Annotated in this window: 13 protein-coding genes and 1 riboswitch; of the genes, 7 read left to right on the top strand and 6 right to left on the bottom strand. The window is 65.8% G+C overall.

Annotated features, from left to right (window positions below):
- The first annotated feature begins 131 nt into the window (after window positions 1–131).
- Both HRQ64_RS05785 and HRQ64_RS05780 read left to right on the top strand, forming a co-directional pair.
- A complete protein-coding gene (locus HRQ64_RS05785) occupies window positions 132–1,019 on the top strand; it encodes a cation diffusion facilitator family transporter (RefSeq protein WP_172122560.1) in 888 nt (295 codons plus the stop codon).
- Entirely contained in the window at window positions 1,019–1,483 is a 465-nt protein-coding gene (locus HRQ64_RS05780; RefSeq protein ID WP_172122559.1) for a hypothetical protein, read from the top strand. The genes HRQ64_RS05785 and HRQ64_RS05780 overlap by 1 nt, the downstream gene beginning before the upstream one ends.
- Before the next feature lie 10 nt (window positions 1,484–1,493).
- Here HRQ64_RS05780 and cobO read toward each other — a convergent pair whose 3' ends face one another.
- The 5 genes from cobO to HRQ64_RS05755 form a co-directional block, all read right to left on the bottom strand.
- Entirely contained in the window at window positions 1,494–2,102 is a 609-nt protein-coding gene (gene cobO, locus HRQ64_RS05775) for a cob(I)yrinic acid a,c-diamide adenosyltransferase (RefSeq protein ID WP_172124855.1), read from the bottom strand.
- Between the two features lie 38 nt (window positions 2,103–2,140).
- On the bottom strand, window positions 2,141–6,718 hold the full coding sequence (gene cobN / locus HRQ64_RS05770) for a cobaltochelatase subunit CobN (protein WP_172122558.1): 4,578 nt from the start codon (window positions 6,716–6,718) through the stop codon (window positions 2,141–2,143).
- 199 nt (window positions 6,719–6,917) lie between these two features.
- Window positions 6,918–7,976 carry a cobalamin biosynthesis protein CobW gene (cobW, locus tag HRQ64_RS05765; protein ID WP_172122557.1) on the bottom strand — a complete coding sequence of 353 codons (1,059 nt, stop codon included), beginning with the start codon at window positions 7,974–7,976 and terminating at the stop codon, window positions 6,918–6,920.
- On the bottom strand, window positions 7,973–8,716 hold the full coding sequence (locus HRQ64_RS05760; protein WP_172122556.1) for a CbtA family protein: 744 nt from the start codon (window positions 8,714–8,716) through the stop codon (window positions 7,973–7,975). Before HRQ64_RS05760 ends, cobW begins: the two co-directional genes overlap by 4 nt.
- Before the next feature lie 25 nt (window positions 8,717–8,741).
- Window positions 8,742–8,924: a CbtB domain-containing protein gene (locus tag HRQ64_RS05755; protein WP_172122555.1), complete on the bottom strand. Its 183-nt coding sequence runs from the start codon at window positions 8,922–8,924 to the stop codon at window positions 8,742–8,744.
- 36 nt (window positions 8,925–8,960) lie between these two features.
- A riboswitch (cobalamin riboswitch) is annotated at window positions 8,961–9,179 on the bottom strand.
- Window positions 9,180–9,273: 94 nt separating this feature from the next.
- Between HRQ64_RS05755 and HRQ64_RS05750 the strand changes: the two genes are divergently transcribed.
- Both HRQ64_RS05750 and HRQ64_RS05745 read left to right on the top strand, forming a co-directional pair.
- Complete coding sequence (locus HRQ64_RS05750) at window positions 9,274–9,528, top strand: DUF2164 domain-containing protein (RefSeq protein ID WP_172122554.1); 255 nt, start codon at window positions 9,274–9,276, stop codon at window positions 9,526–9,528.
- Window positions 9,529–9,533: 5 nt separating this feature from the next.
- Complete coding sequence (locus HRQ64_RS05745; protein WP_172122553.1) at window positions 9,534–9,890, top strand: DMT family protein; 357 nt, start codon at window positions 9,534–9,536, stop codon at window positions 9,888–9,890.
- Here HRQ64_RS05745 and znuA read toward each other — a convergent pair whose 3' ends face one another.
- The gene (gene znuA, locus HRQ64_RS05740) at window positions 9,891–10,886 is read right to left on the bottom strand and encodes a zinc ABC transporter substrate-binding protein ZnuA (protein WP_172122552.1); all 996 of its coding nucleotides are present in this window, start codon (window positions 10,884–10,886) and stop codon (window positions 9,891–9,893) included.
- 85 nt (window positions 10,887–10,971) lie between these two features.
- Here znuA and HRQ64_RS05735 point away from each other — a divergent pair, with 85 nt between their 5' ends.
- From HRQ64_RS05735 to HRQ64_RS05725, 3 genes are all read left to right on the top strand, one after another.
- On the top strand, window positions 10,972–11,784 hold the full coding sequence (locus HRQ64_RS05735; RefSeq protein WP_172122551.1) for an ATP-binding cassette domain-containing protein: 813 nt from the start codon (window positions 10,972–10,974) through the stop codon (window positions 11,782–11,784).
- A 134-nt stretch (window positions 11,785–11,918) separates the two neighbouring features.
- A complete protein-coding gene (locus tag HRQ64_RS05730; RefSeq protein WP_172122550.1) occupies window positions 11,919–12,734 on the top strand; it encodes a metal ABC transporter permease in 816 nt (271 codons plus the stop codon).
- Window positions 12,724–13,134 carry a Fur family transcriptional regulator gene (locus HRQ64_RS05725; RefSeq protein WP_172122549.1) on the top strand — a complete coding sequence of 137 codons (411 nt, stop codon included), beginning with the start codon at window positions 12,724–12,726 and terminating at the stop codon, window positions 13,132–13,134. The genes HRQ64_RS05730 and HRQ64_RS05725 overlap by 11 nt, the downstream gene beginning before the upstream one ends.
- The last annotated feature ends 6 nt before the right edge of the window (window positions 13,135–13,140 follow it).

The raw sequence follows: 13,140 nt of genomic DNA, 5'->3' as shown, positions 1-13,140 counted from the left end.
CTTTCCCACAGGGGCCTTGCAGATGAAAAGCAGTTGCAAAGACAATCATTGTTGCGCTGGCCGGAACGGGCTATCAGGCCGCCCTCCCCGTTTGCCGCAGGCGCAACAAGGAGGCCGGACGGATCGAGGCCATGCAAAGAACCCTTCACATCGCTGCTGCAAGCCTGCTGGTTGGGCTGGTGGTGCTTGGCATCAAGTTCCTCGCCTGGTGGCTCACCGGGTCGGTGGCGCTGTTTTCCGACGCGCTGGAATCGATCGTCAATGTGGTGACGGCCCTGACGGCTCTCATCGCGGTCCGGCTGGCGCAAAGGCCGGCCGATGCCGCCCTGCCCTATGGCTATGGCAAGGCCGAGTATTTTTCGGCGGTGATCGTAGGCGTGATGATCATCGTGGCCGCGATCCTGATCCTGCGCGAGGCATGGGTCGGGTTTTTTCACCCCCGGCTGCCCGATGCGCCCTGGCAGGGATTGCTGCTGGCGGCGGTGGCCACGGTGATCAACCTCGTTTGGGCGGGCGTATTGCTGCGCCATGGCCGCGCGGAAGGCTCGCCGGCGCTTGAAGCCGATGGCAAGCATCTGTTGACCGATGTCGTGTCCACCATCGGGGTGCTGGTGGGCCTGGGCCTGGCGATCATGACCGGCTGGGCGCTGCTCGACCCGATCCTCGCGGCGCTGGTCGCGGTCAACATCCTGTGGTCGGGCTGGGGGGTGGTGCGCGCGAGCGTGGGGGGCCTCATGGACGTCGCTGTGCCGGCCGAAACGCAGAAAACCATTCGCGAGGTGATCGCGACCAATGCCACCGGCGCCATCGAGGCCCATGATATTCGCACCAGGCAGGCCGGGCGCATGGTGTTTATCGATTTTCACCTGGTGGTGCCGGGCGCGCTCAGCGTTGATGAAGCGCACCGGATTTGCGACGGGATCGAAAGCAAGCTGCGCGAAGCGGTCAAGGATGCGCAGATCACGATACACGTGGAGCCGGAAAACAAGGCCAAGCATGCCGGGATTGTGGTGCTGTAATGCGGGTGCTGGCCATGTTGGGCCTGATGCTGCTGGCGGCGCCCGCTTGGGGGCAAGGGGCGCTGCGTTACGAGAACACGCGGTTCGGCTTTGCACTGGAGGTGCCGGCCGGGTTTGTCGCGGGCGAAGGCGATGAGGCGGGGCAGAGTTTCGAGCTGGCGGGGGAAGAGGTGACCTTCCGCGCCTGGGGCGAGCCGATGCGCGGCCCGTTAGCGGGGACGGTGGCGCGGATCGGGCGTGAGCTGGAACGCAGCGGCTGGCGGGCGGGGGAGCAAATGGTGACGCCGGACTGGGCGAGTTTTTCGGCCGTGAAAGGCTCGCGGATGCGGTTTGGCCGCACCATCCTTTTGTGCGACCGGCGAAGCACCGCAAGCTGGCAGATCGAAATCTCGGCGGCGCAATTCGGCGAAATGCGCCCGGTGCTGGACCGGCTCGGGCGCTCGCTGCGGAAGGTGGACTGCTGAGGCGAGCGTCCTAGAACTCGATGCCGGCCTGGGCTTTCACCCCGGCGCGGAAATGGTGCTTGATCTCGGTCATTTCGGTGACGAGATCGGCAATTTCGATCAGCTCATCCTTGGCATTGCGGCCGGTGACGATGACGTGCTTGTCGGCCGGCTTGTTGCGCAGGAACTCGACGACCTCCTCGATGGGGAGATAGTCGTAGCGCAGGCAGATATTGAGCTCGTCGAGGAGGACCAGCTTGTAGCCGGGGTCAAGGATCAGCGCCTTGGCCTGCTCCCAGGCCTTGCGCGCGGCAGCGAGGTCGCGCTGGCGGTCGGCGACATCCCAGGTAAAACCCTCGCCCATGGCATTGATGGTCACCTGATCGGGGAATTTGTCGAGCACGGTGCGCTCCCCGGTGTTCCAGACGCCCTTGACGAACTGCACGACGCCCACGCGCATGCCATTGCCCAGGGCGCGGAACACCATGCCGAAAGCGGCGGTGGATTTGCCCTTGCCCTTGCCGGTGTGGACGATGAGGAGGCCCTTTTCCGCGGTCTTGGTGGCAAGGATCTTGTTGCGGGCCTCCTTTTTCTTGCGCATTTTTTCGGCGTGGTAGGCGTCGCGCTCGGCCTCGCTCATCCCGTCGGTCTTCTTGAGCGGCTTGGCGGGCTGGTCGGTCATGGCGCGGTCTCCAGATAGGCAAAGGCCGAGTTGGAGCGCGGGGTCCAAAAACCGCGCTCGCGGGCCTCGTTGAATTTCTTGAGCAATTCGGCATAGCCGAAGGGATTGGCGGTGGCGAGGAAGTCGCGCGTGGCGTCGTCCTCGATGAAGGCCTCGAAGGCGAGGTCGAAATGGTGGGTCTGCACGGCGCCGGTCGTGGCGGCGAAGGCGAACATGAAATCCACCGTGGCGATGATCTCGAAGGCGCCGCGATAGCCGTGGCGCTTGACCCCGGCAATCCATTTCGGGTTGACGACGCGCGAGCGCATGACGTGGCTGATTTCCTCGCCGAGGGTCCGGATCAGCGGGCGTTCGGGGCGGGAATGATCGTTGTGAAAGGCGGCGGGCTGGTGGCCACTCAGCGTTTCGGCGGCGGCGGCAAGGCCACCCTCGAACTGGTAGTAGTTGTCGGAATCGAGCAGGTCGTGCTCGCGGTTGTCCTGGTTGTGGATCACCGCGTCCACGGCAGCGAGGCGCGCAGCGAAACCGTCGCGCTGCGGGGTGCCGACTGATTTGGCGCCATAGGCATAGTGGCCCCAATCGAGGACCCGGGCGGCGAGCTCGGCCTTGTTTTGCCAGGTGCCGGCATCGATGAGGGCGCCAAGGCCGGCGCCATAGGTGCCGGGGCGCGAGCCGAAGATGCGGTGGCCGGCGGCAAGGAACGCCTCGGCTTCGCTTTGCCCCTGCGCCATCAACCCCAGCGCTTCGGCGCGCATGCGGGCGGCGACCGGGTTGTCCTCGGTGGGTTCATCGAGGGCTCCCACAGCGCGGACCGCCCGATCAAAAAGGGTGATCTGGGCGGGGAAAGCATCGCGGAAAAAGCCCGAGATGCGCAGGGTGACATCGACGCGTGGACGACCGAGCCTGGCGAGCGGGATGATCTCGTAACCCGAAACGCGCAGCGAGCCGGGATCCCAGACCGGTTTGACGCCGATGAGCGCCATGGCTTGGGCGAGGTCGTCGCCGCCGGTGCGCATATTGGCGGTGCCCCAGACGGAGATGGCGGCGGCCTGCAGATAGGTGCCGGTATCCTGGAAATGGCGCAGGATCAGGTTTTCCGCCGATTTGCGGCCCAGCTCCCAGGCGGTGGGGGTCGGCACGGCGCGAGTATCGACGGAAAAGAAATTGCGCCCGGTGGGCAGCACGTCGAGGCGCCCGCGCGAAGGTGCGCCCGAAGGGCCGGGGCGAACAGACTTGCCGTCGAGCCCATCGAGAAGCGCGGCCATTTCGGCGGGGCCCGAAGCGCGCAGGCGCGGGCGGATGACAGCTTCGACGGTTTCGAGCACGGCGGCGGTTTGGGTCCAGCCGGGCTCGGGCGCGGGGCCGGAGACGAGTTCGGCGGCGAGGTGTTCGAGTTGTTCGACGATGTCGCCGACGGTGCGGTGACGGAGCGGAGGGACCCCCTCCCCGGCCCTCCCCTCAAGGGGGAGTGAGGCCAATGCAGATAGATCCGGGCCGACCCAGGGCTCGCCCAGTTTGGCGGTGAGCGGGTCAAAGCCGAGCTTGAGGTCATCGGCGAGGGCGCGGATCAGGGAGCGCTCGGCGGGACCTTCGCCGCGCGGCACGCGGGCCAGGGCCACGATGAGGTCGCGTTCCAGTTCAGCCGCGGGCGACTGGCCAAAGACGTGCAGGCCATCGCGGATCTGGGCTTCCTTGAGGTCGCAAAGGAAATTGTCGATCTTCAGCAGGGCCTCGGTTTCGTCCTCGGGCAGGCCGATATCGCGGTCGAGCCGGCTGTCGCGGGTGAAATCAAGGATGCGGCGGCGCAGGTCGGCGAGGCGGCGCCGGTCCATGCCCGCGGCGGCATAATATTCATCGAGCAGCGCTTCAAGGTCCTTGAGCGGCCCATAGGTTTCCGCGCGCGTGAGCGGGGGAATGAGGTGATCGATGATCACCGCCCCGGTGCGCCGCTTGGCCTGGGTCCCCTCGCCGGGATCGTTGACGATGAAGGGGTAGAGATGGGGCAGCCCGCCCCAAAGCGCATCGGGATAGCTCGCCGCATCGAGCGCGGTGGATTTGCCGGGCAGCCATTCCAGCGTGCCATGCTTGCCGTTGTGCACAAGCGCATGGGCGCACCAGTCGTGGCGCAGCCAGAGATAGGCGGCCAGATAGACATGAGGCGGGGGCAGAAAAGGGTCGTGATAGCTCTGGGTCTCGTCGAGCCCATAGCCGCGGCCGGGCTGGAGCAGGATCGTGACATTGCCAAAGATAAGGGCCGGCAGGTGGAAGGTGTCGTGGCGGACGAAGGGGTCAGTGGCGGGGTCGCCCCAGCGGGTGGTGACTTCGGTTTGGATCGCTTGCGGGAGCGTGGCGAAGAGCTCGCGATAACGGGCGAGCGAGAGCGTGGCGGCGGATGAGCCGCGCTGCGGGTCGGCATTGGTGGGGCCGGATTGGAGGGCGGTGATGAGGTTGGCTGAGGATTTTGGGTAGGTTTGGTGCCGAACACCACGACCCCCTCCCTCGGTCCCTCCCCTCAAGGGGGAGGGAAGGGATGGAGCCGAGAGTCCATCTAGTGTCGAGGAGATGGTCTGCCAAATTCCGTCCTGGTTAGTTGCGACATCGGAATTGGTGAAGCGCAGAACCTGGTAGCCGAGGCCTTCCAGGAAGGCCGTGCGGGCGAGGTCGCGTTCCTGACCCTCGTCCGTGAAGTGGGTTTCGCCGTCCAGCTCGATGACGAGCTTGGGATGGTGGCTGGCGAAATCGGCGATATAGGGGCCCAAAGGAACCTGACGGCGGAACTTGACGCCACGTTCCGCAAAGGTCTTCAGCAGCGGCCAGAGCACGCGTTCAGGCACAGTCTGGTCGGCGCGGAGGGCCCGGGCGCGATTGATGTGTTTGCGTTGCTGCATCCGCCCATTGCCAAAGACAAGGGGTGGAGCCTCCCCTCCCCCTTGAGGGGAGGGGTTGGGGGTGGGGGTCGTGCGGTTCATCACTGATGGACCCCCTCCCTCGCTTGCCAGTCGAGCATAGCTCTCTTGGCCTTTGTCGCTCGATTCGCTCCACTGGAGCGAATCGTCCCTCCGGGCCGCTCCAAAGCCCCTCAAGGGGGAGGGGAATGGGTCCGGTGCTGGGTTGGCCAGCGTGTACCCGGCCCCATCCAGTGCCTTGAGGATTGCCACCGTCGACTCCGGCGCGTCGTAGCCGACGCCGTTGGCGAGGCGGCCGTCGCGGAGGGGGTAGTTAGCGAGGATGAGGGCGAGTTTGCGCTCGGGCCGGGGGGTGGCGCGGAGGCGGGCCCAATTGCGGGCGAGCTGGACGGCGCGCCCGATGCCGGAATGGTCGGGAGCATAGGCGCTGAGCGGGCATTGGGTGCTGGTGTGCCAGACGGCATCGGCTTTGTGGCCGACGAGGAGGCCGCCGATGCGGCCATCGAGTTCGGGCATGACGAGGAACATCGCCATGTCCTTGGAGGACAGGCCCTGGGGGTCGGCCTGCCATTGCGTTTCCGAGCGGCCGGACTGGATCAACTGGATGACGGGGGCATCGGTGCCGCTGAAGGGGTCGGACTTGGTGTCGTCGGGGTCCAGCGCGAGGGCAAAGCCGGTCAGGTTGAAGATGGCGGCGGGCGGGAAGCTCTCGAGCACATTCTGCACGAAGCGCACGCAGGCGGCTTCCTTGAGCGAGGACACGAGGATCGGGACCGGCAGCAGGCCTTGGTTCTCGATCTCGGCAACAAGGGCCTGCAGGGTGGCGGTGCCGGCGCCTTCGAGCGCGGCGCGGTAAAAGAGGATGGGGATGTGGGGGGCCGTTACAGCAGGAGCCGAATGACCCCCACCCTCGGTCCCTCCCCTCAAGGGGGAGGGAGGCGAAAGCTCGAGATGCCGGTGCCTTAGGCCGGTTTCGTCGGTGATGCCGGCGGCGGGGTGCCAGAGGGAGAAGCGAGCGAAGGGTTGGGGCTGGAGGTCGGAGAGGCGGGGCTTGAGTTCGGTCTGAGGGACCCCCTCCCCGGCAGCCACTCGGGCATAGCCCTCGTGGCCTTCTCCCCTCGGATCGCTCCACTGGAGCGATCCGCCCTGCGGGACGGCTCGAAGCCCCTCAAGGGGGAGGGAGGGCTCGGCGGCGAGTTCACCGAACGACCTCAGGATCGCGTCGGCGTTGGCGGGGCCGCCGGCGATGAGGAGGGCGTGGAGGCGGGTCCAGTCTTCGGGGTGGATCGTGGAGCGCGCTTGCAGGATGGGGTCGGGATTGGCGTCGCCGGGCAGCAGGGCAAGGGGGATCTTGCGGTTGGCGCAGAGGGCGGTGATCTCATCGACGCCATACTGGAAATAGGCGGCGCCGCCGATGAGGCGCAGGACCACGAGGCGGGCATGACGGACGGTCTGCTCGAGCCAGAGATCGACGGACAGATTGTTGGACAGGCGCAGCGTGTTGGCGAGGCGCAGCTCGGTTTCGCCCGCGCGGTCGGCGGCGGCGGCGAGCATGGCCAGTTCGCTATCGGCCGAAGAGGCGAAGATGAAGGCGCCAGGGGTTTGGGCGAGATCGATGGCCTCGCCTTCCTGCTGGATGGCACCGGCTTGGGCGGAAAGAAGGTGCATGGTCAGGCTCCCACGAAGACCGGATTGGCGGAAGCGCCTGCACCCCCACCCCAACCCCTCCCCTCAAGGGGGAGGGGCTTTGGGCTGGTGGGTTGGGCTAGATCGTGCCCAAGGCGCAATGCGGCCCCCTCCCCCTTGAGGGGAGGGTTGGGGTGGGGGTGCAAACCTATCCCGGTGTGTGGAGCCATTCTCTTTGAGCTTATGCCGCCACAGGCTCGGCGCGGCGCAGGCTTTGGGTGATGGCGGCGCGGTCCAGCGGGGATTGGCCGATGACGACGAGTGCGGTTTGCCTGGTTTCGCCGGGCGCCCAGGGGCGGTCGAAATAGGCGGTAATGCGGGGGCCGACGGCCTGGATGGCGAGGCGCGCAGCCGCGCCCGGCACGGCGGCAAAGCCCTTGAGGCGCAGCACGTCATGGGTGCGGATCGTGTCCTCGATGATGGCAAGCAGCTCGTCCTTGCCCGCAATGGCGGGGAGCTGGAGAGAAAAGCTGTCGAAATCGTCGTGCTCGTGCCCTTCGCCCTCGTGCTCGAGTTCGTGGTGGCTGGGGCGGTTGGCGATGTCGGCTTCGGAAGCCATGCCAAGGCCCAGAAGCGCCGCGATATCGACATGGCCATTGGCGGCGCGAACAATGCCGACGCCGGGGCGCAGCTCAGCGCGGATATTCTGCTCGACTTTTTCGAGGGTGGCGGGATCCACCAGATCGGTCTTGTTGATGATAACCATGTCGGCGGCGGCCAGCTGATCCTCGAAGAGCTCGCCCAAGGGCGTTTCGTGATCGAGCATTTCGTCGAGGCGGCGCTGCCGGTCGACGGCGGCTTCATCGGCGGCAAAGCGGCCCTCGGCAAGAGCGGCGGCATCGGCGACGGTCACGACGCCATCGACGGTCACCTGCGCCTTGATCTCGGGCCAGTTGAAGGCGCGGATCAGGGGCTGGGGCAGCGCGAGGCCCGAGGTTTCGATGACGATGTGATCGAATTTTTCAGGGCGATTCAGCAGTGCCTGCATGGTGGGAATGAATTCGTCGGCCACGGTGCAGCAGATGCAGCCATTGGACAGCTCGACCATGTCCTCTTCACGGCAGGTCTCGTCGCCGCAGCCGGCGAGGATGTCCTTGTCGACGCCGAGATCGCCGAATTCATTGATGATGAGGGCGATGCGCTTGCCCTTGGGGGCATGGGCGAGGAGGTGGCGCACGAGGGTGGTCTTGCCCGCGCCCAGAAAGCCGGTGATGACGGTGGTCGGGATCTTGGTGGTCATGCGGGAGCTCCGATGGGGTGGGAAGCCTCGCGGCGGGCGAGGCGATCATTGACGAGGCCGAAGACGACACCCAGCACCAGCCAGAACACGGCTGAACTGCCGATGGTGGCGGCGGCAAAGGCGGTGGCGAGATGGGCGGGAACGGCGCTTGGCTCTTCGGGAGCCGCGGGGGCGCCCACGATGTGCGGCGCGAGGACGAGTGCGAGCGCCACGGCAATCGCCCAGCCCGCCCGGGTCTTGGCCAGCAGCAGGCAGGCGGCGCCGGTGGCAAGGGCCGTCGCGACCCACCAGAGCTGGCGGGCGCCCAGACCGGCGGCGGGCATGCCGGGCAGTTCGGGCGGCAGGCCAAAGGCGGGCGCAAGGGTGAAGCTGGCAAAGCCGGCCAGGCTCCACAGCAGCGCATTGCCGGTGGTGATGGGGATATTGGCCAGGAGGCCCACAGCGCCGATCACGAGGGCAAAGCCGGCGGCGGCGAGCAGATTGGCGAGCACGGTATAGAGGGTGCGCTCAAGACCATCCTGGGGCGCCCATTCGTCAGCGCCATGATCATGGGCCGGGGTGCCGGGGGCGTGGGTATGCTCGGCCGGAGTGGCCTCCTCACCATGGGAATGGCCACCCTCCCCTTCGAAGCTTTCGGCATGCAGGATCAGCGGGGTGACGCGGAAATGCTGGATCGTGGATGCCACAAGGCCAGCACAAAGGGCTGCGACCAGCGCAGCAAAAAACAGATTGCGGAACATTTTTGGTCGTCTCTCGTGCTCGCCCTTAGTGGCAGGGAAAGCCCATGGCGTGGCGGGTGTCGTGGGCGCCGTTGTGCAGGCGATAATCGCCGGCAAAGCCGGTGCCGACCAGGAGGGTCAGCCCGAGCAGGAGCGCGAGCGAGCCGGCGACAAGACGCTGGGACAGCGAAAGAGACTGAAGGCCAGTCGAAACAGTGGTGGTATTCATGCGGCACCCTCCGTGCGCGGAACGAAAAAGAGCTTACAAGCTCGTTGCTGTGCCGGCAGGTCTCCTGGCTTGCGGTGAATAGAGCGCCTCTCGCCTTCCCGGCAGCTTGGCTGCCAGTGGCATAAGGAGAGGAGCGCACCGCTTACAGTTGCGGGGGCAGCCACGGTTTTGGCCCCTGATGGGTAATCCGCACCGTGTTCCCTTTTGATCCCCGCGCCACAACGGGCTTGGGGAACCGACACAGGCTGTGTTCTCGCATGGCGGGCCGGAGGGGTCAATCGCGGCGTGGCGCTTGCCGGACGGGCGATCGCGGCATTATCGTGCCGCCGATTCTGGAGCCCTGCCCGCAATGAAGCCGATCAAGTTCAGCCGCGACGAAACCAAGGCCATGGTGGCGGAGATCCAGGATTATTTCCGGCTGGAGCTGGACCAGACCATCGGGCCGATGCCGGCCGAGATGCTGATGACCTTTTTTGCCGAAAAAATGGGCGCCTATTACTATAATCGCGGGCTGCATGACGCCCAGGAGCTGCTGCGCAAGAAGGTCGAGTCGATCAGCGATGCGCTGTATGCGCTCGAACAGCCCACCAAGGGCGCGCGGTAATCGCCATGGGCTGGAACTTTGCCACGCTGGCCCCGATCGGGCTCTTGATCGCGTCCAACCTCTTCATGACCTTTGCCTGGTATGGGCACCTCAAATTCCCCGGCACGGCGCTGTGGGTGGTGGTGCTGGCCAGCTGGGGCATCGCGTTTTTCGAGTATTGGCTGGCGGTGCCGGCCAATCGCATCGGCTACGGGGTTTATAGCGGCGCCGAACTCAAGACCATTCAGGAGGTGATTTCCCTCTCGGTCTTTGTGCTGTTCAGCGCCACGTATCTGGGCGAGCAGTTCACCTGGAACCACGGGATCGGGTTCGGGCTCATTGCGCTCGGGGCATTCTTTATCTTCAAGGGGCCGCTGGGTTAGCTAGCCCAGGCAGTCCAGGAGCCCATTGGCGAGGCCGCGCAGCAGTTCGGGGTAAAGGTTTGGGCCTTCGGTGAGGGCGCCGCCTTCGGGGTCGAGCACACCGGCCCTGGCCGTGCTGCCCTCGGTGATGGCGGCAATGATGGTCGGCTCGAAATTGGGTTCGGCGAAAAGGCAGGTAGCCCCGAGTTCGGCCACGCGGGCGCGCAGGGCGTCGATCCGCTGAGCGCCGGGCATGACGTCCGGAGTGACGGTGACGGAGCCCGCGACGGTGAGGCCAAAGCGGTTCTCGAAATACTGGTAAGCGTCGTGAAAGACGAGGAAGGGCTTGTCGGCGACGGGTGCGAGACTCGCGGTCAGTTCGGCTTGCAGCGCGACGAGATCGGCTTTTTCGCGCTCGGCATTGGCGGTGTAGGCGGTGGCGTTTTCCGGGTCGGCCGTGCTGAGCGCTGCGGCGATGGCATCGACCATGTGCACCGCGTTTTGCGGATCGAGCCAGAAATGCATGTCGCCGCCATGGTCGTGGTCGTGCCCTTCGTGGGCGTGCTCGTCGTGATCGTGCTCTTCGTGGTCATGGCCTTCGTGATCGTGACCCTCGTGGTCGTGCTCATGGTCATGACCCTCGCCCTCGTGGCTGTGCGCCTCGAAAGTGCCGCCTTCGCGGACCGGCAGGAGGGTGATGCCAGGCGCCTGGCTCAGCTCCACCACTTCGGCTTCGCCTGAAAGCGTGGTCAGTGCATCGGCGAGGAACAGCTCCATGCCAGCCCCGGTCCAGAACACGAGATCAGCATCCTGCAGCGCACCGGCGTCGGAGGGGCGCAGGGCATAGGTGTGGGGGGAAGCGGCGCCGCGAACGATGAGGGTCGGCTCCCCTACCCCCTCCATCACGGCTGCAACGAGGGAGTGCACCGGCTTGATCGAGGCTACCACATTGGGCGCGGCCATGGCCGTGCTGCCCAGCAGCAGGCTCGAAACCAAGGCAAGGGGGAGCAGCTTCATCGGCGCAATCCTGTTATGTTATTACGTTCTTGCTGCGTTATGCTATAACGTTTAGAACGCTGTCAAGCGACGTGATGGAGCAGAAATGGACGGGCAGGCAGGACGCGAAACATTGATCAGCATGAGCGGCGCCGGCGTGCGCCGGGGGGCGCGCGTGCTGGTGGAAGGGGTCGACCTGGCCATCCGGCGCGGCGAGATCGTGACGCTGATCGGGCCCAATGGTTCGGGCAAATCCACCACGGCCAAGATGGCGACGGGCGTGCTCAAGCCGACAATGGGCACGGTGACGCGCCTGCCGGGGCTGCGCATCGGCTATGTGCCGCAAAAGCTGACCATCGACTGGACGCTGCCGCTGACGGTGGAGCGGCTGATGACGCTGACCGGCCGCTTCAGCCGCAGCGAAATCGAGGCGGCGCTCGATCTGGTCGGGGCGCGGCGGCTCCTCGGAGCGGCGGTGCAGGAATTGTCGGGCGGGGAATTCCAGCGCGTGTTGTTTGCCCGCGCCACCATCCGCAAGCCGGACCTTCTGGTGCTGGACGAGCCGGTGCAGGGCGTCGATTTTGCCGGCGAAGTGGCGCTCTATGAATTGGTGCGCCAGATCCGCGACAGCTCGCGCGCCGGTATCCTGATGATCAGCCATGATTTGCATGTGGTGATGGCGGAAACCGACACGGTGATCTGCCTCAATGGACATGTGTGCTGCACCGGCACGCCGGCGGCAGTCAAGCGCAGCCCGGAATATCTCGCGCTGTTCGGGCCGCGCGCGGCGGAAACGCTGGCGATTTATGAGCACCACCACGACCATGAGCACCACGACGACGGCTGCGTGGTGGCGGCTGGGGCGGCGCATGAGCATGCTCATTCGCACGGGCATGGGGGGCACGGGCATGGGCACTAGGGGCATGCGCAGGAAGGTCGAGTTTGGTGGAGGGGCCGGCACTCCTACCCCAGCCCTCCCCTCAAGGGGGAAGGGACGGGATCGCGCGTTTGGCGGGATTGGGGCGGTTGCATCGGTCCTCCAGGGAGCCGCACATGTTCGGTGATTTCTTTTCGCGCTCCCTCATCGCCGGGATTGGGCTGGCGCTGGTGGCGGGGCCGCTGGGGTGTTTCGTCGTGTGGCGGCGGATGGCCTATTTCGGCGATACGATGGCCCATTCGGCGCTGCTCGGCGTGGCGCTGTCGATCATCTTGTCACTCAACATGACGCTGGGCGTGTTTGCGGTTGCGGCTCTCGTCGCCGGAGCGCTGCTGCTGTTGCAGCGGCAGGCGACGCTCTCGACCGATGCGCTGTTGGGCATTTTGAGCCATTCGACCCTGGCCGTGGGACTGGTGCTGGTGGGCTTTTTGACCACGGTGCGGATCGACCTGATGGGCTTTTTGTTTGGCGATATTCTTGCCGTTTCGGTCGAGGATATCATGGTGATCTATGGCGGGGGCACGGCGATCCTCGTCGTGCTGGCGCTGGCCTGGCGGCCGCTGCTGGCTTCGACGGTCAGCACCGAGCTGGCGGAAGCCGAAGGGCTGCGCCCGGAAGCGAGCCGGATCATCCTCATGATCCTGATGGCCAGCGTCATCGCTATTGCCATGAAACTGGTGGGCGTGCTGCTGATTACCTCCTTGCTGATCATTCCGGCGGCGACGGCGCGGCGCCTAAGCGCAACACCTGAAGGCATGGCCGCGGTGGCGGCGGGGCTCGGGGTGATTGCCGTGGTGGGAGGGCTGTTCGGCTCGCGCAACTGGGATACGGCCTCCGGACCCTCCATCGTCGTGGCGGCCTTGCTGGTGTTTCTGGTTTCGCTCGCCGTGCCGGTCCACAAATTGTTTGGGAGGAAAATTCATGGCGCATAGCCACGCCGCACCCACTGACCTGACGCGCAACCAGGGGCTGGTGCTGGGCGCGCTGACCGGGTCCTCGGCTCCCCTCAGCGCCTATGACATTCTCGACCGGCTGCGCGAGGACGGTTTGCGGGCGCCGCTGCAGGTTTATCGCGCGCTCGACAAGCTGGTGGAATGGGGCCTCGCCCACCGGCTGGAATCGCTCAATGCGTTCGTTGCTTGTGCGGACGAGCACTGCCATCGCAAGGGGCTGATCGCGTTTGCCATTTGCGAAGGGTGCGGCAAGGTCGATGAATTCGCTGACCCCGTGATCGAAAGCCGGCTGGGGGAATGGGCAGGGAAAACGGGCTTCAAGGTCGAGCGCACGACGATGGAAATTCGCGGGCGGTGCGAGGCTTGTGTGGGGGTGTAGGGGCTA

The organism is Devosia sp. 919, assembly GCF_013185965.1.
Classification (GTDB): domain Bacteria; phylum Pseudomonadota; class Alphaproteobacteria; order Rhizobiales; family Devosiaceae; genus Devosia.
This window is presented reverse-complemented; position numbering and strand designations above follow the sequence as displayed.